This window comes from Streptomyces sp. FXJ1.172, assembly GCF_001636945.3.
In the GTDB taxonomy this organism is placed as follows: domain Bacteria; phylum Actinomycetota; class Actinomycetes; order Streptomycetales; family Streptomycetaceae; genus Streptomyces.
The window spans coordinates 8383537-8402827 of record NZ_CP119133.2 but is presented as its reverse complement, the minus strand read 5'-3'; the positions used below and the strand labels follow the sequence as shown (position 1 = coordinate 8402827).

18 protein-coding genes are annotated in these 19291 nt (G+C 73.2%); 13 read left to right on the top strand and 5 right to left on the bottom strand.

The window, feature by feature from the left end; all coding sequences use genetic code 11:
* Positions 1-105: 105 nt before the first annotated feature.
* From A6P39_RS37945 to A6P39_RS37925, 5 genes are all read left to right on the top strand, one after another.
* Positions 106-1092 carry an alpha-L-arabinofuranosidase C-terminal domain-containing protein gene (locus tag A6P39_RS37945; protein ID WP_234379035.1) on the top strand — a complete coding sequence of 329 codons (987 nt, stop codon included), beginning with the start codon at positions 106-108 and terminating at the stop codon, positions 1090-1092.
* A gap of 9 nt (positions 1093-1101) precedes the next feature.
* Entirely contained in the window at positions 1102-2397 is a 1296-nt protein-coding gene (locus A6P39_RS37940; protein ID WP_234379037.1) for a glycoside hydrolase family 27 protein, read from the top strand.
* A 2-nt stretch (positions 2398-2399) separates the two neighbouring features.
* Positions 2400-3407 carry a LacI family DNA-binding transcriptional regulator gene (locus A6P39_RS37935; protein ID WP_079133560.1) on the top strand — a complete coding sequence of 336 codons (1008 nt, stop codon included), beginning with the start codon at positions 2400-2402 and terminating at the stop codon, positions 3405-3407.
* A gap of 101 nt (positions 3408-3508) precedes the next feature.
* Positions 3509-4078 carry a TetR/AcrR family transcriptional regulator gene (locus A6P39_RS37930; protein WP_067050396.1) on the top strand — a complete coding sequence of 190 codons (570 nt, stop codon included), beginning with the start codon at positions 3509-3511 and terminating at the stop codon, positions 4076-4078.
* A gap of 80 nt (positions 4079-4158) precedes the next feature.
* Complete coding sequence (locus tag A6P39_RS37925) at positions 4159-5325, top strand: GDSL-type esterase/lipase family protein (RefSeq protein ID WP_067050399.1); 1167 nt, start codon at positions 4159-4161, stop codon at positions 5323-5325.
* A gap of 35 nt (positions 5326-5360) precedes the next feature.
* Here the strand turns inward: A6P39_RS37925 and A6P39_RS37920 are convergent, their stop codons facing one another.
* Positions 5361-6116 (bottom strand): class F sortase, encoded by a 756-nt coding sequence (locus A6P39_RS37920; protein WP_067050402.1) that lies wholly within the window; start codon positions 6114-6116, stop codon positions 5361-5363.
* 293 nt (positions 6117-6409) lie between these two features.
* Between A6P39_RS37920 and A6P39_RS37915 the strand changes: the two genes are divergently transcribed.
* Both A6P39_RS37915 and A6P39_RS37910 read left to right on the top strand, forming a co-directional pair.
* The gene (locus A6P39_RS37915; protein WP_275883943.1) at positions 6410-7474 is read left to right on the top strand and encodes a hypothetical protein; all 1065 of its coding nucleotides are present in this window, start codon (positions 6410-6412) and stop codon (positions 7472-7474) included.
* A gap of 333 nt (positions 7475-7807) precedes the next feature.
* On the top strand, positions 7808-8686 hold the full coding sequence (locus A6P39_RS37910) for an SCO6745 family protein (protein ID WP_067054499.1): 879 nt from the start codon (positions 7808-7810) through the stop codon (positions 8684-8686).
* Positions 8687-8848: 162 nt separating this feature from the next.
* Here A6P39_RS37910 and A6P39_RS37905 read toward each other — a convergent pair whose 3' ends face one another.
* Entirely contained in the window at positions 8849-10060 is a 1212-nt protein-coding gene (locus tag A6P39_RS37905) for a cytochrome P450 (RefSeq protein WP_067054501.1), read from the bottom strand.
* Positions 10057-10767 (bottom strand): tRNA-dependent cyclodipeptide synthase, encoded by a 711-nt coding sequence (locus tag A6P39_RS37900; protein ID WP_234379215.1) that lies wholly within the window; start codon positions 10765-10767, stop codon positions 10057-10059. Before A6P39_RS37900 ends, A6P39_RS37905 begins: the two co-directional genes overlap by 4 nt.
* Positions 10768-11048: 281 nt before the next feature.
* Here A6P39_RS37900 and A6P39_RS37895 point away from each other — a divergent pair, with 281 nt between their 5' ends.
* Positions 11049-11831 (top strand): fructosamine kinase family protein, encoded by a 783-nt coding sequence (locus A6P39_RS37895; RefSeq protein WP_067054587.1) that lies wholly within the window; start codon positions 11049-11051, stop codon positions 11829-11831.
* 85 nt (positions 11832-11916) lie between these two features.
* Here the strand turns inward: A6P39_RS37895 and tap are convergent, their stop codons facing one another.
* Both tap and A6P39_RS37885 read right to left on the bottom strand, forming a co-directional pair.
* Positions 11917-14262, bottom strand: coding sequence for a telomere-associated protein Tap (gene tap / locus A6P39_RS37890; RefSeq protein ID WP_067054503.1), 2346 nt, complete (start codon positions 14260-14262; stop codon positions 11917-11919).
* A gap of 16 nt (positions 14263-14278) precedes the next feature.
* Positions 14279-14683 (bottom strand): hypothetical protein, encoded by a 405-nt coding sequence (locus tag A6P39_RS37885; RefSeq protein ID WP_067054505.1) that lies wholly within the window; start codon positions 14681-14683, stop codon positions 14279-14281.
* Positions 14684-14844: 161 nt separating this feature from the next.
* Here A6P39_RS37885 and tgmA point away from each other — a divergent pair, with 161 nt between their 5' ends.
* The 5 genes from tgmA to A6P39_RS37860 all read left to right on the top strand — a co-directional run bounded on the left by tgmA (position 14845) and on the right by A6P39_RS37860 (position 19125).
* Positions 14845-15036 carry a putative ATP-grasp-modified RiPP gene (gene tgmA, locus A6P39_RS37880; RefSeq protein ID WP_020938095.1) on the top strand — a complete coding sequence of 64 codons (192 nt, stop codon included), beginning with the start codon at positions 14845-14847 and terminating at the stop codon, positions 15034-15036.
* Positions 15037-15053: 17 nt separating this feature from the next.
* The gene (gene tgmB, locus A6P39_RS37875) at positions 15054-16037 is read left to right on the top strand and encodes an ATP-grasp ribosomal peptide maturase (protein WP_067054507.1); all 984 of its coding nucleotides are present in this window, start codon (positions 15054-15056) and stop codon (positions 16035-16037) included.
* Positions 16038-16072: 35 nt separating this feature from the next.
* The gene (locus A6P39_RS37870; protein WP_067054509.1) at positions 16073-16960 is read left to right on the top strand and encodes a Gfo/Idh/MocA family protein; all 888 of its coding nucleotides are present in this window, start codon (positions 16073-16075) and stop codon (positions 16958-16960) included.
* Positions 16961-17314: 354 nt separating this feature from the next.
* The gene (locus A6P39_RS37865; protein ID WP_067054511.1) at positions 17315-18457 is read left to right on the top strand and encodes a PP2C family protein-serine/threonine phosphatase; all 1143 of its coding nucleotides are present in this window, start codon (positions 17315-17317) and stop codon (positions 18455-18457) included.
* 200 nt (positions 18458-18657) lie between these two features.
* Positions 18658-19125, top strand: coding sequence for a hypothetical protein (locus tag A6P39_RS37860; RefSeq protein ID WP_067054513.1), 468 nt, complete (start codon positions 18658-18660; stop codon positions 19123-19125).
* Positions 19126-19291 lie beyond the last annotated feature (166 nt).

The following is a 19291-nucleotide window of genomic DNA, read 5'->3' as shown; positions in this document are numbered from 1 at the left end:
GCGACAGCCCGATGGTGCGGCTGCGCCGGGAGAACGGGCGCGAGGAGCCGTGGCGGGTGAGGTTCTGGGGGCTCGGGCAACGAGACCTGGGGCTGCGGCGGCAACATGCGCGCCGAGTACTTCGCGGACCTGGCCCGCCAGTACGCCACGTACTGCCGCGACCACGGCGACAACAAGCTGTACCGGATCGCCTCAGGCGCCTCCGACGACGACTACAAGTGGACCGAGACGCTGATGCGGCAGATCGGCTGCTTCGGCTGCGAGGCCACTGCGCGCACCTACTACCAGGCGCTCTCCGTGCACTACTACACGCTGGCGGGCCCCTGGGAGGCCAAGGGCAGCGCCACGGACTTCGACACGAGCGACTACTACCGCACGATGGTCTCCGCCCGGCGCGTGGACCGGATCCTGACCGGTCACTCGACGGTCATGGACTGCTACGACCCGGGGCGCACCGTCGGCCTCGTGCTGGACGAGTGGGGCACCTGGTGGGACGTCGAGCCGGGCACGAACCCCGGCTTCCTCTTCCAGCAGAACACGCTGCGCGACGCGCTCGTGGCGAGCACCCACTTCGACATCTTCCACCGGCACGCCGCACGCCTGGTCATGGCCAACATCGCGCAGACCGTCAATGTGCTCCAGGCGATGGTGCTCACCGACGGGGACGCCTTGGTGCTGACCCCGACGTACCACGTCTTCGAGATGAACAAGGGCCACCAGGACGCCACTTCGCTCCCCGTTCATCTGCGTGTCGACGGTGCCCGGCGCCTCGTCGGGGACACCGAGCTGGAGACGGTGTCGGTCTCCGCCAGCGTCAAGGACGGGACGGTGCTGGTCTCGCTGAGCAACCTGGACGCCGACCGGAGCGCCGAGGTGACCCTGGACCTGCGCGGCGGCCGGATCGGCGAGGCCCGGGCACGGATCCTCACGGCGGACAGGCTCCAGGCACACAACACCCCGCAGACCCCCGAGGCAGTGGCCCCGCGCGCCTTCGACGGCGACGGGGTGCGGGTCCTGGACCGGGGACTGGGACTGACCCTGCCCCCGCACTCCTTCGTCACCCTCCGGGCACCGCTGACCGTGGAGGGCTGAGGAGTGCCGATGGCGGACCGCCCCCTGCCCGACCGCCGGCTGCGACCCCCGATGGGGTGGAACAGCTGGGACTGCTACGGCACGACCGTCACCGAGGACGAGGTGCTCGCCAACGCGGAATTCCTGCACGACCGTCTGCTCCCCCACGGCTGGGACACGGTCGTGGTGGACATCCAATGGTACGAGCCGACGGCCCGCGCCCACGGCTACAACCCGGACGCGCCGCTGGTCCTGGACGCGTACGGCCGCCAGCTCCCGGCGCCGGGCCGGTTCCCCTCCGCGTCCGGAGGGGCCGGCTTCGCACCGCTGGCCCGGCGGGTGCACGACCTCGGGCTGCGCTTCGGCCTGCACATCATGCGCGGCATCCCCCGCCGGGCCGTGGCCGCCCGGCTGCCCGTGCACGGCACGGACTTCACCGCCGACGAGATCGCCGACACCGGCTCGGTCTGTCCCTGGAACTCCGACAACTACGGCCTTGACCACGACCATCCGGGCGCCCAGGCCTACTACGACTCCCAGATCGCCCAATTCGCCCAGTGGGGCGTGGACTTCATCAAGGCCGACGACATGCTCTTCCCGTACCACGAGCGGGAGATCGCTGCCTACGCGCGGGCGATCGAGCGCGGCGGCCGGAGAATCGAGCTGAGCCTGTCCCCCGGCACCGACGTCTCCCTCGCCCGTCTGGACCATCTGCGCGAGCACGCCACCATGTGGCGGGTCTGCGACGACCTGTGGGACCGCTGGACGGATGTCGAAGCCCAGTTCGCGCGGATGGCGCGGTGGGCGCCCTGGCAGGGCGAGGGCGGCTGGGCGGACGCCGACATGCTGCCGCTGGGCCGTATCGGCATCCGCGCCGAACGCGGCGAGGACCGGCTGTCCCGGCTCACCCGGCCGGAGCAGATCAGCCTGCTCACCCTGTGGCTGATCTCCCGGTCGCCGCTGATGATGGGCGGCGACCTGCCGACCAGTCCGCCGGAGACCATCGAACTCCTCGCCAACGACGAGGCGTTGGCCGTCCTGTGGCACAGCACCGGCAACCGCGAGGTACTGCGCGAGGGCGACCTGGTGCTGTGGACCGCCCGGGACACCGACGGGCACAGCCGTTACGCCGCCGTGTTCTCCCTCGCCGACGGACCCCGCCGGTACGAGGTCCCGCTCGGCTCGCTCGGTGCCCGGCCCGCCGACCGGGTCCGGGAGCTGTGGAGCCGTACGGCGGTCGCGCACGACGGCCGCCGGCTGACCGTCGACGTCCCCGCTCACGGCGCCGCCCTCTATCGTCTTGCGGAGGACAGCGGGCGGGAGTGAGCGTGGCGACGATCCAGGACGTGGCGAAGGCGGCCGGGGTGTCGGCGATGACCGTCTCCAATGTCATCAACGACCACCCCCATGTCCGCCCCGCCACCCGGGAGCGCGTCCTCGCGGCGATGGCCCGGCTCGACTACCGGGTCAATGTGGCCGCCCGCAACCTCCGCAAGGGCCGCACCGGCACCATCGGCCTCGCGGTCCCCGAAGTGAACCGCCCGTACTACGGCCGCCTGGCCGCGGCCATCATCACCGCGGCCGGGCGGCACGGCCTGCGGGTGAGCATCGAGCAGACCGGCGCCCGCCGGGAGAACGAGCTGGCGGCACTGTCGTCGTCCCGCAACCGGCTCTACGACGGGCTCATCCTCAGTACGGTCGGGATGGGCCCGGCCGATGTCGAGGCGCTCGAGGTGGACCACCCGGTGGTGATCCTCGGCGAGCGGATCTTCGGGGGGCCCGTGGACCATGTGGCCATGCCCAACGTCGAGGCGTCGGCCGCCGCCACGCGGCATCTGATCGACCGGGGCTGCCGGCGGGTGGCGGTGGTGCGCGGTCCGCTGCGTGACGAGGTCGACGTGTCGAGCCTGCGCCACACCGGCTACCGGCAGGCGCTCCGGGCCGCCGGGCTGCCCGCCGATGCGGCCCTGGTGCACAGCGTGCCGGAGCTGACCATGGCGGAGGGGGCCCGGCGGGCGCGGGCGATGGTCGCGGGCGGGCTGGACTTCGACGGCGTGTTCTGTGTGACGGACACGGTGGCGATGGGCGTGCTGCGGGGGCTGGCGGACGCGGGGGTGCGGGTGCCGGAGCAGGTCAAGGTGATCGGCTTCGACAACGTCGACGAGAGCGCCTTCCTCGTCCCGTCACTGTCCACGGTGGATCCGGATCACGACCTGATGGCCGAGCGCGCCGTCGGCCTGCTCGCCGCCCGGCTGGGCAGCGCGGGGCCGCCGGCGGACCAGGAGGAGTTCGTCGGCCCGTTCTCGCTGGTGCCGCGCGAGTCGACCGCCCGCTGACCGGCATCGTCTTCGGCTCCCGACCTGGCTACAACACATCCTCATTTGCCTAATACCTTTAGGCATGGTCATAATGAATGTCGGCGGAGAGGAGAAGATTCATGGTTCGCGCAGGTCTGAGCACCGAGCGCCTGGTCCGGGCCGGCGCCGAGCTGGCCGACGAGGTCGGCTTCGAGCAGGTCACCGTGTCCGCGCTGGCCCGGCGGTTCGACGTCAAGGCCGCGAGCCTGTACTCGCATCTGAAGAGTTCCCAGGACCTCAAGACCCGCATCGCGCTGCTCGCCCTGGAGGAGCTGGCCGACCGCGCCGCCGAGGCACTCGCCGGCCGGGCCGGCAAGGACGCCCTGACCGCGTTCGCCGACGTGTACCGCGACTACGCCCGCGCCCACCCCGGCCGCTTCGCGGCGACCCGCCACCCGCTCGACGCCGCAGCGGCGGCAGCGAGCGCGGGCGGCCGGCACGCGCAGATGACCCGGGCGATCCTGCGCGGCTACGACCTGAGCGAGCCCGACGAGACCCATGCGGTCCGTCTGCTCGGCAGCGTCTTCCACGGCTACGTCAGCCTGGAGACGGCCGGCGGATTCAGTCACAGCGCCCCCGACTCGCAGGAGTCCTGGACGCGCATCCTCGACGCCCTCGACTCGCTGCTGCGCAACTGGCCCACTCCCTGAGCCGTTTCGCCCCGCTCCGCGCCCCTTCTCTTCACTCCCTCTCGCCTCCCCCTCGCATCCCCGAAACGCAGGCCGACACCATGCACACCATCCCCCTCACCCCCGAACTCCTGCGCGGCGCACTCGACTTCGAACACACCCAGCACGGACTGCTGCCGCACCGGCTGCCCGCCCACGCCCGCGCGCAGTGCGCCGACCCGCAGCTGGCCATGGTGGAGTCCCAGCCCTCCGGCGTACGGCTGGTGTTCCGCACCCGCGCGACCAGCATCGAGCTGGACGCCCTGCCGACCAAGCGGGTCTACGTCGGCGCGCCGCCCCGTCCGGACGGCGTGTACGACCTGCTCCTCGACGGACGGCTCGCCGGCAGCGGCCGGGTCGACGGCGGCAACACACTCACGATCGACATGACAACGGGCAGCGCCGAACACCGGCACGGCCAGGTCGGCACCCTCCGTTTCACCGGACTGCCCGACACGGCCAAGGACGTGGAGATCTGGCTGCCGCACAACGAGACGACCGAACTCGTCGCGCTCAGGACCGATGCGCCGGTCGAGCCCGTGGCGGACCGGGGCCGCAAGGTGTGGCTGCACCACGGCAGTTCGATCAGCCACGGCTCCGACGCCGCGAGCCCGACGACCACCTGGCCGGCCCTCGCCGCCGCCCTGGGCCGGGTGGAGCTGATCAACCTGGGGCTGGGCGGCAGTGCCCTGCTCGACCCGTTCACCGCGCGCACCCTGCGCGACGCCCCCGCCGACCTGATCAGCGTCAAGCTCGGCATCAACCTGGTCAACGCCGACCTGATGCGGCTGCGCGCGTTCGGCCCCGCCGTGCACGGCTTCCTCGACACCATCCGCGACGGCCACCCCGACACACCGCTGCTCGTCGTCTCGCCGATCCTGTGCCCCATCCACGAGGACACGCCGGGTCCCAGCGCCCCCGACTTCTCCGCGGTGAGCGAGGGCCGGCTGCGGTTCCGGGCCGCCGGGGACCCGGCGGAGACGGCGAGCGGGAAGCTCACCTTGAACGTCATCCGCAAGGAACTGGCCCGGATCGTGCGCGAGCGGGCCGCCGGGGACCGGAACCTGCACCACCTCGACGGCCGCGACCTGTACGGCGAGGCCGACTTCGGCGAGCTGCCGCTGCCCGACGACATCCACCCGGACGCCGCCGCGCACCGTCGCATCGGCGAGCGGTTCGCCGCCCGCGTGTTCGCCCCGGGCGGCCCCTTCGCGGACGGCGCCGCCTGAAACGTACGGGGCCTCACCACCCCGCCCGTGGCTGCTCATACAAGGTGGGCGAAGACCACCAGGTTGTCGGTGTAGTCCTTCGCCTCGTGGTCGTACGGCCCCGCGCAGGTGATCAGCCGGACCTCGGGACGTGACGCGTTGCCGTACACGCGCTTGTCGGGGAAGGCGTCCTTGGCGAATTTCTCGGCGTCGTCCACGACGAAGTCCGCGTCGCGTCCGTCGGCGCGCCGCACGGTGAACTCGTCGCCGCTCTTCAACTCGTCGAGATTGGCGAAGACGGCCGCGGAGGTCGTGGTGTCGACGTGCCCGGCAATGATCGCGGTGCCCTTCTCGCCGGGCGAGACGCCCTTGGAGTACCAGCCGACGAGGTTGGTGTCGTCGGCCGGCGGGGGCTGCAGCCGGTTCCCGGCGCCGATGGCCAGGGTGGTGAAGGGAGCGTCCACGTCGATCTTCGGGATGAGCAGGCGGGTCGGTGCGGACCGGGGCAGCTCCGGGCCTTCCCGCTGCGGGTCGGCCGTCGCTGCGGCGCCCGCGCCTGCGCCCGTGCCGGTGCCGGTACCGGTGCTCGCGCCGGTACCCGGCCCAGCGCCTGGGCCGGCGCCGGCGCCCGCACCCGCACCCGCGGCACGGGAGGTCTGCGGGGCATCGCCCATCCGGTGGTGGCTGCCGAGCACGCTGACGAAGAGGACGACGATCGCCACGATCCACAGGGTCAGCCGCCCACCGCGGCCGGAACTGTGCTCGCCCGGCTGTGTGTCGCCGGAGTTCGGGGAGGAGGAATCTGCTGCCATCGGACACCACCTCACTCAGGCACGGCAGCACGGAGAATCAGAACAGGGGTTGAACGAGCTCGCCGGAGCCCAGGGCCCGGCGCACGGGGAGGAACCCGGGGACCGCCCCGGGCGGCGGGCCGCCGACGCAGTGGGCACATCGGCGGCGGCCGCAGCCTCAGGAACAGGTCGTCGGATCAGGATGCCTGACCGGCCTTCCGGCGGCGCACCAGGTAGACGCCCGCCGTGCCCACGGCCAGTGCCGCCAGGCCGCCCGCCGTCACACTCGGGCCGGCGAGCGCACCGCCGCCCGTGTGCAGGCCACCACGCGGCTCATCGCGCCCGCGACCGCTTTCACCACCGCGGTCGTTGTCACCGCCACGGCCACTGTCACCGCCACGGTCGTTGTCGCCACCACGGCCACTGTCACCACCACGGCTGTTGTCACCGCCACGGCCACCGTCACCGCCACCGCCACCGCCACCGCCACGGCTGTTGTCACCACCACGGCCGCTGTCACCGCCTCGGCCACTGTCACCGCCTCGGCCACTGTCGCCACTGCGGTCGTTGTCGCCGCCGCCGTGGTCGCCGCTGCGCACGGCGGCGAGCGCGCCGCCACCTGTGTGCAGGCCACCGCGGGGCTCGCCCCGGCCACGGTCGCCGCCACCGCGGTCGCCGCCACCGTGGTCACCACCGCCGCCGTGCTCGTCGTCCCCACCCCGGCCGCGGTCACCACCGCCGTGGTCACCACCGCCGTGGTCACCACCGCCGCCGTGGTCGTCGTCCCCACCCCGGCCGCGGTCACCGCCGCCGTGGTCATCGCCCCGCACGGTGGCGAGCGCGCCGCCACCTGTGTGCAGGCCACCGCGGGGCTCGCCCCGGCCACGGTCGCCGCCACCGCGGTCGCCGCCGCCGTGGTCACCACCGCCGCCGTGCTCGTCGTCCCCACCCCGGCCGCGGTCACCACCGCCGTGGTCACCACCGCCGCCGTGGTCGCCGCCACCGCCGTGGTCATCGCCACCGCCGTGGTCGTCGCCGCCGTGGTCGTCGCCCCGCACCAGCGCAAGGGCTCCGCCGCCCGCGTGAATTCCACCACGCGGCTCGTCGTGTCCGCGGCCGTTCTCGTTGTTGTCCCCGCGATTGTTGTCGTGGTCGCGGCCGTGGTCATTGTCCCGGCCGTGGTCGTTGCCGGACCCTCGGTCGCGGTTGCCGCCGCGGTCTTGGTCCTGGCTGTAAGAGGAGTCGTCGCGGCCGCCGTCGTCTCCCATGTGGGCGGCAGCGAGCGCGGCGCCGGGCGTGGCAAAGGCGACGGCGGCCGTGACGGCCGCCGAGGCCAGGAGCCTGCGGGCAGAACGCATATCGATGTCCTTCCGTCGTGACCGGGCAGCGGATACGGCATCAGCTGGATGGACCCGGGCTCGACATGAACCACCGTCAGCGAGGCTCCCGACTCCCACCATCCGGGCCACCCAGCCGGGTCATCGGAGCCACCCATCTGTCCCAGTGATCGCCTTGTCCGGGCCGCCGTCCGGGGGAATCGAGCGGCGTGGCGGGTTCGTCGCGCGGCGGACCACGTCTATTGCATCCATCCCGCACCGCGCGTCCACCGGGGGACGGCGAAGGCTCCGCTCTCTCTCGCCTCTTGTTATGACCGCCGTCATAACGCAGGCTGGTGCCGACAGTACGGCACACCGACGTGGTGGGAGGAATCAGTGGCGGACGGGATGGCGCGAGCCCTGTGGGAACGGTACGAGCCGGTGCACGATCTCGTGTACTTCGCACCGGAGGTGCGCCGGGCGGCGGACGCCCTCGGGCTGCGCGGGTACTGGATGGGTTACTTCGCGCTGCGCGCCGCGCCGCTCGGGGCCGTGTCCTCGTCCGTGGTGACCAGTTGCTTCTACGTCTTCCACCCCGACCGGGTGGCCCGGGCCCTGCCGGACGCCTGGGGGTACGCGACGCCCGGCGAGGCGCTGGCCGCTCGTGAGGACGCCCTGGACGCGGCGATGACCGGCCTCTTCGGGGCGGACACGGTCGGCTCCGCCGACTTCGCCGAGGCCGCCGACCTCGCATGGGAGGCCGCGGCCGCGGCGGACACCACGGGGCGCGTACTGGCTGCCGCCAACCAGGCGCTGGAGCGCCCAGAGCGCCCCACCGCACGGCTGTGGCAGGGCCTGACGACCCTGCGCGAGCACCGGGGTGACTCGCATGTCGCGGTGCTCGTCAGTCAGGGGCTCGGGCCGATCGAGGCGATGCTGGTCAAGGCGGCGGCCGGCGAGTCGGACGGGGAGTTCCTCCGGGAGACGCGCAAGTGGGAGCAGGCTGACTGGGAGGCGGCCGGGGCCCGGCTGCGCGAGCGGGGCCTGTGCACGGCGGACGGCTCGCTCACCCCGGCCGGGACGGCCCTGCACCTGCAGGTCGAGGCACTGACCGACGCGGCCGCCGAGCACCCGTGGACCGCGCTCGGCGCCGATCGCTCCGCCCGCCTGGCCGAGCTGCTGGCCCCGCTGGCCCATGCCGTCGAAACATCCGGGCTGCTGCCACCGGGCAACCCGGTCGGCGTGCCCCGGGGGTCGTACACCGCCACGCGCTGACGGGTCGCCGGACGAGCCCGCCGAAGCCCTCCGGCCCCGGCGTCCCGTCCCTCCCCGTCGGCCGCCGACCGGGCCCCGGGGGAACCCGCCCGTATCCCCGGCCTTTCTGCCGGGCCGGGGATACGGGCGGGTGGGCGAGAAACGAGGGGCGCGAGGGCCTGGTTACCAGGTCACCGGGAGTCGTTCGGGGATGCGTTTCATGAAGCCGGTGCGCCATACCAGTTGACCCGGTGGTACGGCGAGTGCGAGGTCCGGCAGGCGGTCGAGGAGGACCTCCAGCGCGATGCGGGCGTGGGCGCGGCCGAGCGCGGTCGCGGGGCAGTAGTGGGCGCCGCCGCCGAAGGAGAGGTGGTCGGCGGTGTTGTCGCGGTCGATGTCGAAGCGGTGCGGGTCGGGGAACTTGTCCGGGTCGAGGTTGGCGCCCTCGACCAGCACCAGGACCAGTTCGCCCGCGCGTATGCCGACGTCGCCGAGCCGGACGTCCTCCAGGGCGAGGCGCGGCAGGGCGTCGCCGATGGAGAGGTTGACCCGCAGGAGTTCCTCCACGCCGGGGCCGATCAGGTCGGGGCGGTCCCGGAGGAGGTCGCGGGCGATGGGGTGGGTGAGCAGATAGACCAGTGCCATCGCGAGGAAGCCCGAGGTGGAGATGACGCCGGCGCCGAACAGGGTGACGCCGACGGTGGCCAGCATCTCGGCGGTCACGTGCGCGTGGCCGGGGTCGTCCCGCAGGGCGGCGAGTTCACCCATCAGGCCGTACGTCGCCGGATCGTCGAGCAGCGCCGTCATCCGGGCGATGTCACGGTCCCAGTTGATCCGTGCGCCGGTGACCGGGCACGGCGCGTTCATGAAGGCGATGTCCAGGCTGCGCAGGAAGGCCTGGGCCTCGGACTGCGGGATGCCGAGGATGCGGCAGTGCATGCCCGCCGAGTACGGCTCGCAGAACGCACCGCGCAGGTCGGCCGTGGGGCCGTCGGCCACCAAACGGTCCACCAGGCGGTGGGCCTCCTCACGCAGCCATTCCATCAGGCCCGGCGACTTCGGGTTGAGCGCCTTCATCACGGCCCGGCGCAGCCCGGCGCCGGTGATGTTGCCCATGTTGTTCACGACCTCGGGCGGGATCGTGAGCGCGTACTGCCGGGGGACTCCGGGAGCGGAGGTGTCCTTCAGGGAGAACCGGTCGTCCTTCAGTACCTGCGCGCACAGTTCGTACGACGACACCAGCCAGGCCTCGTCGCCCGCGATGGTCCGTACGCGCCGTACGGGGGTGGCGGCGCGTACGTCCTCGACCTCGGCGGGGACCCGGGTGCCGTCCCAGGAGAACGGGAAGTCGAGCAAAGGAGGGTGGCCGGCGCGGATGCCGGTGGCGGTGGTCATGCGGCGGTTCCTTCGACGGCGGCGGGGGTGACAATGGCGTGGCCCTGGTTGCGGGAGGCGCGCAGACCGGCCCCGCGGGAGTACAACAGCTCGGCCATCGGCAGCAGTTGGTGGTAGCAGTTGAGCGAGGAGGGCACCTTGAGGATGGCGGGGGTGTCCAGGAACAGCGGGGCCTCGGCGCACACGTACTCCAGGCACACGGCTCGCAGTCCTTCGGTCGGCTCCTCACCGCGAGCGGTGAGGAATCGATTCACCAGAGTGTCGCAGACGGCCCGGAAGGCAGCGTCGGAGCCGAGCCTCTCCTTCAGGTGCCGGTGGATCTCCTGGTAGGCGGGGTTGGTACGGAACTCCGACATCGGGTGCCAGTCCAGCCGCTTACCGTCCGGGTCGGCCCGCGTCACCGCGTCCCTCACCTTGGCGCGTACGCCGCGCAGGTTCTTCACCGCCTTGCGCCGGGCCTCGTCGAGCGGATAGCCGGACGCCTCGTACCTCTCGGCGACGTACAGGTCGGTATAGACGAAGTCGACCCGGTCGAAGTGGTCCAGTCCCCAGCGGGCGAGGTCGTGCAGGCGTCGGGCCGAGAAGTAGCTGTTTCCCGGGGACACACCGATCACGGCGTGCGCGCCCTCGCCCAGGATGACCTCGCAGTGGGAGGTGTACGGCTGGACTTCGAAGACGTCGGCCATCAGCACGGATGCTGTGGTCACAGAGGAAATCCTCCGCCGCGCGCTAGTCCCGTCGGGGCCCTGTGCCCCTGGTGTGGCTGCGCGGCGCCCTCACGCTAACCGTACCGGATCAGCACGGGCGGTTACTGTCTGGTTTTGGCTCGAAACAGTCGTAGCAATGCTCGAAGTTCCTTGCACCGTGCATCTGTTGAACGCCGTACTCTTGGGTCGTGGTCAACCGAGACGAGGCTCACGAGGATCCGGCCCGGGCAGCGTTCCGGCTCACCGGACGTCCGGTCACCGGCGCACCGGCGGGCTCCGGAATGCCCGCGGAGGTGACGCTGGACGGCGGCATCCGGGTGATGGTCAAGCGCGGTGACGCCCCCGGGGCCGTACGGGCCGAGGTGACCGGGCTGCGCTGGCTGGCCGCGGCGGGCGCGGTCCGGGTGCCGGCGGTGCTCGGTCACGACGACCGCTGGATGGTGACGGAGCACGTGCCTACCGGGCACCCGGGCCCCGAAGCGGCGCTGCTTTTCGGCCAGGCCCTGGCCGCGCTGCATGCGGCCGGCGCACCCCGCTTCGGTGCGCCGCCGCCCGACGGCCCCGAGAACGCGTTCATCGGCTTCGCCCCCATGCGCAATACGCCCGGCGCCGACTGGCCCCGCTGGTACGCGGAGCACCGGGTCCTGCCGTATGTGCGCGGCGCGGTCGACCGCGGCACGCTCCGGCCGGGCGAGGCCGCCGTGTTCGAGCGGGTCTGCGAGCGGCTGCCGGAGCTGGCCGGGCCCGCCGAGCCGCCCGCCCGGCTGCACGGCGACCTGTGGAACGGCAATGTCCTGTGGGGCGCCGACGGCGAAGTCCGGCTCATCGACCCGGCGGCGCACGGCGGACACCGGGAGACCGACCTGGCGATGCTCCAGCTGTTCGGCTGCCCCCATCTGGACCGGGTGCTCGCCGGATACGAGGAGAGGGCACCGCTCACCGACGGCTGGCGGGACCGGGTCGGCGTGCACCAGCTGTTCCCGCTGCTGGTGCACGCCGTGCTGTTCGGGCGTGGGTACGCCGAGCGGGCCCTGACGGGGGCCCGGGGTGCGCTCGAGGCGTGACGCGGACGCGGTCCTCGTCTCGGGGTGGGGTGTGGACGCGATCCTGGGCACCGGGCGGGATGCGGGCTCGGGGCGCGGCCGTCGGCTACTCGTCCGCGTCCGGGGCGGTGATCTGGCCGGACTTGATGTAGCGGGCGAGGTTGAGATCGTCGCCGTGCTCCTCGCGCAGGCCCTCCGCCCACAGGACGCTCTGCGTGCCCTCGTGCTTGACCATGCCCGGGCTCACCCCGATCCGGAACCCGCCGGGCAACGGCTTACCGTCCCGGTACGGCAGGAAGTCGAGCGGGGTCGGGCCCGCGGCGGCGTACACCGCGCAGTCGGAGAGGACCGCGACCGGGTACCGGCCGGTGGCGCGGGCGGTGGCGAGCATCTTGCGGTGCATGTTGACCCGGGCCTTGGAGATGACCGCGGCCCGGATGTCCGGGCGCCAGGTCGGCCGGTCCAGCGCCGGCCAGCGCTCCCCCGGCCGCCAGCCGGAGCGGCCCCGCTCGCGCAGCTTGCCGATGCCGCCCTTGACCGTGGCCTTGATCGCCGACAGCACGAGCGCGAGACGCGGGTCGCGGTCCTTGTGACCTTCCATCGCCGCGAGGAAGTCCTCGGGCGCCATGCCGGTGGTGACGCCGAGGTCGGCCATCGTGGCGACGTACGCGTCGCGCAGCCTGGTGTACCAGGCGTCCAGGTACGGCCCGTGCTCAGGGCGGACGTACGCCTCCAACGGCGCCACCTCGTAGCCGAGTTCGAGGGCGTACGCCACGGTCGGTGTCGCGTACCAGGCCGGGCCCTCGGGTGGCTCGCCGTCCGGCGTGAAGGGACTCGGCAGGCCCGGATCGAGCCGAATGTGCGAGAGGTCGACCAGCCAGGAGCCCGGCAGCGCCGCGTCGAAGCGGGGGTTGTGCACATGGACCGGGGCGCCGAGGCCGACGACGGTGCGGTTGGCCGCCGCCGCGAACGCCATGTTGACGTCGATGCCGACGAGGTACGGCAGCATGCACTCCTCGTCGGTCAGCGGCCGGGCCCAGTCGTAGGCCTCCTCGCGGAGCATCTCGGCCGGGGTGCGTTCGTGGAAGCGGGGCAGATGGGCGAGGAGCGGGTGCCCGTCCGGGGCCTCGCAGGGCGCACAGTCGACGGCCTCGGTCAGGGCTCCCGGGTTCGGCGCCGACACCCACTGGCCGTGCTCGTCGCGTACCGCGCGGGTCGGCGGGTGCAGGGCGGTCATCAGTTCCAGGCCCGTCACGGCAGTGGAACCGCACGGGGTGAGGACGCGGGTGGCGTACGCGCCGAGGACGTGGGCGAGTTCGGCGGGGGGCAGGGTGGCGGCGTCGCCCCAGTACCGGCTGTCCAGCGCGTTCCAGGACGGCATGCAGAAGTGGACGCTGTTGCGCCGGCTGCCCTCGGCGGGGCGGTAGACCCAGGCCCAGGGACCGAAGCCGCGCCGGGTGAGCCGCCAGTCGGCCTTGAGCAACTGCCGGACCACCTTGTGCGCATCCGGGATCCGTCCGGCGAGCCGCTCCTCGTCACTCAGCCTCGGCGGCAGCCCGTAGTGCACGCACGCGGACTCGGTGAGGACGACGAGCGGATCGGAGTCCTTGCCGGACCGGTGCAGCCGGGGCTGTCCGAGCCGCGCCTCCGCGAGGATCCACTCCACCAGCGCGGGCAGCGACGCGGCGGGCACGTCGAGTACGAGCCCGCCCACGCAGTACGCGCTCAACCGGCCGTCGGCATCCGCGTCGACCACCGCGAGGGGGCCGTGCGCGAAGCGCGGGTCGACGGGGTCGGGGGTGGTGCCGGCGGAGACGGCGGAGCCGGTGCGGGACTTGCCGGGCGCGGCCTTTTGGGCGGCGGGACGGCGTGCTGGGCGCCGGGTCGCCGGGCGGGGAGCCACGCCGGGGGTGCGCGAGGTGGCAGGCGCGGGCGACGTGGCCGGTTGGGCGGACTCGGCGGCTGGAGCCGGCGGCCCGAGCGGGATGCCGGACGGAGCAGTCGATCCGGGCGATGTGGTGGAGGAAACGGCCGACCCGGACGGGGTGACGGACGAGCCCGACGGTGTGGCGGATGAGCCGGACGAGCCGGCCGAGGTGGCCGACCCGGACGGGGTGGCGGACGGAGCGGTCGGTCCGGGCGGGGCGGTGGCTGCCGTGGGTGTGCCCGGTGGGGTGGTGGGGCGGGGCCGGGACGGGTAGCGCTGGGAGAGGCCCTCCAGGAGGCGGCGGTAGGCCTCGAGGCGGTCGCCCCTCGGCTCGGCACGGCCCGCCTCCCACGCCTGGATGCTGGGCACGCGCACGCCGAGGGCCTGCGCGACCGCGGCCTCGGTCAGGCCGGCCGCCTCGCGCAGCCGCGTCCGCTCCTCCGGGGCGGGGAGCACGGTGCCGCCGTCCACGGCCGCGAGGAGCGAGTCCACCGCCGCGAACAGCTCATCGGGCTGGTCCGTCATTTCCACATCCGTCTTTCTACCTGACGCCCTGGCGGATCTCTTCCAGCCGGGTCGTCAGCCGCTGGTGGCGCTGTGAGGCGGCCTGGGAGGAGTTCAGTCCCTGGTGCCAGGCGATCTGCCGCCAGTCCATGCCCCGGCGCCGGGCCTCCATCACCACCTGGCTCTCCAGCCGGTCCAGTTGATGGCGCAGGCCGTCGACGAGGGTGAGGGCGGCGCCGATGTCGTCCGCCGTGACGTCCGGTGCCGTGTCGTCCCCGGTCCTGCTCAGGTCCGTCACCGACAGCAGCCGGCCGAGGAGCCCCGCGTCCTGGGCGACCCGGTGCGCCGGGGCACCGTCGGCGCCGGCGCCGGCCGCGAGGGCGGCGAGCCGCAGTCGGGCCGTGGAGTGAACGTCTTCGGCGTCATCGGCGTCATGTGCCATGCGGGCATGCTATCCCGCCCGGGCAACGGGACAACGTTATGTTGTCTCCTTGTTCGGGCACTCTCGCAGCACCCGCTCCGACCTGCGGTTACACAGCGTAAGGAAACCAATCACCCGTTCGATTCGTATAAGGACGTGAAAAGCCGAACCAGGGAGAGACCATGCAACCGTTCACGCTCAACTACGCGCGCCCCGCTGTGCAGTTGGACGTCACCACTCCGTATGCGTACGACTCCGGACTGCAGTTGAACGTCCTCCCGGACGGGCGGATCGCCGCCACCGACCACGCGACGCTGAGGGCACTGGGGACAACGACGTCCACCGCCGGCTCCAAGACGCACTTCGACGACTGAACCGCGGATCCGGAGCGATGACCGTACTCATCCTGACGAGTGAAGAGGACGTGACGGCGGACATGGTGGTCCTCCGGCTCGGCGAGGCCGGTGTGCCCGTCGTCCGGCTCGATCCCGCCGATCTGACCAACGGCGTGGCGCTGTCGGGCGAGTACGTGCAGGACGCCTGGCACGGGCATCTGTCCGTCGGCGGGCGCCTGGTGAGCATGAGCGGCCTGCGCTCCGTGTGGGTGCGCAGGCCGGGGACCGCGGCCGCCCGTGCCGGCCAGCCGTCCGCCTGGCTGACCGAGGAGTCCGCGCAGGCGCTGTACGGCATGCTGCGGTGCAGCGACGCACGCTGGATGAACCATCCGGACGCCGCCCAGCGGGCCCGGCACAAGCCCTGGCAACTGCATCTCGCCCAGCGCGGCGGCCTCCCGGTGCCGGCCACGCTGATCACGACGTTCCCGCAAGCGGCGCGGGAGTTCGCGGAGCGCTATCCGGACCTGGTGGTCAAGCCTGTCTCCGGGGCGCATCCGCAGGAGCCGGCGCGTGCGGTGCCGACCAGCAGGGTGGCTCCGGACACGGACTTCACGGCGGTCGCCTTCGGTCCGACGCTGCTTCAGCGGCGGATCGCCAAGCGGGCCGACATCCGGCTCACCGTCGTCGGTGACACCCTGCTGGCCGCGCGCAAACTCACCGCCCCCGACGCCCATCCGGACGACGTGGACGTCCGCTTCGCCCCGTCGGTCTCCCCTTGGGTGCCCGCGGACGTGCCCCCGCGCGTCGCGGAGGGCGTACGGCGGTACATGAGGGGCGCGGAACTGGCATACGGCGCATTCGACTTCGCGGAGGACGCGGACGGGATCTGGTGGTTCCTGGAGTGCAACCAGTCCGGCCAGTTCGGTTTCGTCGAGATGGACACAGGTCAGCCGATCGCGGCGACGATCGCCAAGTGGCTTGCCGCGGACGGCGATCCGGCTCACAGGTGTGCGGACGGCGACCGGGGCGCAGCCTCTTGAAGGTGCGGGGACCGGCTCGGAGAAGGGAATGCTGCATGCGTATCGGACTGCTGGGAACGGGCCCGTGGGCCCGGGCGGCGTACGCCCCCGCGCTGGCCGGGCACACCGGCCTCCGGTTCACGGGGGTGTGGGGCCGCCGGCCGGAGGCGGCCAGGGCACTGGCCGAGGAGTACGGCGTCGCCGCGTACGACGATGTGGACGCGCTGCTGGCCGACGTGGACGCGGTGGCCGTGGCCCTGCCGCCGCCGGTGCAGGCCGAGTTGGCGGTGCGCGCGGCGCGGGCGGGCCGTCATCTGCTGCTGGACAAGCCGCTGGCGGTGTCGGTCGCCGACGGCCGGGCGGTCGTGGAGGCGGCGGAGCGGGCCAAAGTGGCGTCCGTGGTCTTCTTCACCGCGCGCTTCCAGAAGGAGCCGGAGGCCTGGATCGACGAACAGGCGGCCGTGGCCGGCTGGTTCACGGCGCGGGCGCAGTGGCTGGGTGCGGTGTTCACGTCCGACAGCCCCTTCGCGGCCTCGCCGTGGCGGCGGGAGAAGGGCGCGCTGTGGGACGTCGGCCCGCACGCCCTGTCGGTGCTGCTGCCGGTCCTCGGGGACGTACGGCACGTGGTGGCGGCGGCGCACGGTCCGGCGGACACCGTGCATCTGGTGCTCGACCACGCCACCGGCGCCTCGAGCACGCTCACCCTGAGCCTGACGGCGCCGCCGGCGGCGGCCGGGGCTGATGTGGAGCTGCGCGGCGAGGCGGGGACGACGCTGCTGCCGGGCAGCGCGGAGGGTGCGGTCCCCGCGCTGATCCGTGCCGCCGACGCCCTGCTGAGCGCCGCCGGCACGGGCCGCCCGCACGCCTGCGACGCCGCGTTCGGCCTTCGCGTCACCGAGATCCTGGCGATGGCGGAGGCCCGCTTGGCCGACACACCGGACTGACGGGAATTGACGGATCAGGGGCGGCGGCGCCGGTCGGCGGATCGGGGCGGGGCGTGTCCGGTCCGACGGGCAGGGCAGACGCGGCGCAGTCGACCGGGCCTCCCCCGCACCGCCGCCGATCACCGCACCGCCGGGTCGATGGGGCACCCTCGGATCAGGACACCCCCGGATCGAAGGGACACCCTCGGACAGGCGCAGCGCCTTCGGATCGATGGGGCACACGGCTCCGGTCGCCCAGGGAGCGGTCCCGGCCCCCGAGCCCGGGTCGGGGGCGCGTGACGGCGCAGGCGCTGCGCCGCCGCCCCGGCTCCGCAGGGGGAGGCCCAGGCCGGGACGGCGGCGTAGCTTGGGGATGTGAGATCGGTGCGCGGCGGGTCGTCGCGCGAGGCCCGGGACGATCGCGGCTGGCTGCGGGGCGCGCCGCCGCCGCGCTGGGTGCGGGTGCTGCCCGTGGCGCTGCTCGTGGCCGTCAGTACCGCCACGGCGGTCACCCCCCACGCCGCCGACGTCGGCTTCCTGCTGGGCGCGATCCCCCCGCTGGCGGTCCTGTCGTACGGCCCGCTGGCCACCGCGGCCCTCGGCGTCGGAGTGGTCGTGGCGCTGAACGTCCCGGCCACACATCTGAACCGTCCGGGCAACACCGATCTGCTCACCATCGTGTTCGTGGCCGTACTGAGCGTGTTCGTGTCGTATGTACGCAGTCGCCGGGACGCCCAGCTGGACGCGGAGCGGGCGATCGGCGAGGCCGTGCAGCGCGCCGTGATGCCTCCGCTGCCGGCCCGGGTCGGCAGCGTGGGGTGCACGGGTTTCTACCGGGCCGCGCAGGACGGGACGCTGGTGGGCGGGGACTTCTTCGACGTCCGTGCGGGGCCGTACGGGGTGCGTGCGGTGATGGGGGACGTAAAGGGACACGGGCTGTCGGCGGTGGCGACGGTGGTGTCGTTGCTGGGTGCCTTCCGGGAGGCCGCGCTGGACGAGCCGGACCTGGAGTCGGTGGCGGCGCGGATGGACCGCAGGCTGACGGTGGACTCGGCGGATGTGCGGCACGGGGAGCTGTTCGCCACCGGGCTGCTGCTGGAGTTCTCCGGCGAGGGTCTCGCCGCGCGGGTGGTGGCCTGCGGTCATCCCGCGCCCGTGCTGCTGCACGCCGGGCGCGCCATGGAAGTGACCGTCGCGCCGGGGGCACCGCTGGGGCTGGGGCTGGCCGGCGCGGAACCACCGAAGGGCGTCACCGTCACGCTCGAACCGGGCGACCGGCTGTTCCTGGCCTCCGACGGAGTGTGGGAGGCGCGGGGCGCCGGTGATGTCTTCTATCCGCTGCCCGCCCGGCTGGCCGGCCTGACCGGCACCGCGTCCGCCGAGCTGCCCGGACTGGTCTGGCAGGACCTGGTGCGGCTGCGTTACGAGATCCGCGACGACGTCACCATGCTGGTGCTGACACCCGACGCACCGGTCGCCCGAGCCGTGGGCCACCTCGCCCCGGCCCCCGAAGGGTGACGCGTCCCCCACCCCCAACTGACGAACCGGCAGCCGAAGTTCGAACACAACGGCCAAAACGCCAGGCCGCGCCACCCCTTCCGCCAGGTAGAAATATCTACGAGCATGCATATGCCGGGTTGGTGTGCAGGGGGACGAGCTGCCCGGCCATGGCCGTTCCCTGCGCCGAGGCGGGCGAGCGAGGACATCCGGAGCAGCGCATGACGAACACGATGTGGACGCGGGGCGTGGAGTGGCTGGCCGCCGCGGCGGCGGACCCCCGCACCTGCAAGTGGGAATGGGATCACGGCGAGGGCATCGCGCTGCTGGAGGCGGGCCGCTTCTGGGACCTGCTGAGCGTCCCCGACCGGCTCGGCCTGCTCGCCCTGGACCTGCTGTGGCAGCCGGAGCTGCCCGCGCCGGGGCCGACGCTGGTCGACACGGCGGCGGGCCGGGTCGGGTTCCTCGTGCCGCCGGACCCGTCCGGGGGCTGGGTCGGCGCCGGGCTGCGGTACGCGACGAAGGGGTCCTGGGTCGCCGTACCGCCGCCGTACCGGCCCGCGCGCTTCCTGGAATGGCTCGTCCCGCCCGACGGCACCGGCACCCTCCATGCGCCCGGCCCCCTCGAGGAGGTCCTGCGGCAGGCCAACGGCACGCTGGCCGTGCTCGCGCCGCTGTGCGGACGGTGACCGGTCAGCTGCGCTCGGCCGCGGTCCGCGGACGCGGAACGGGCCCGGGCAGGACGACCCGTCCGCGAGGCGGACGTGCCCGGTGCGACCGTCGGCATCCGGACGCCGGGGCGGTCGAGTTGCATCCGTTCGTTCGGTGTCGCCGAAGTACGTCGACGGGGTGCCC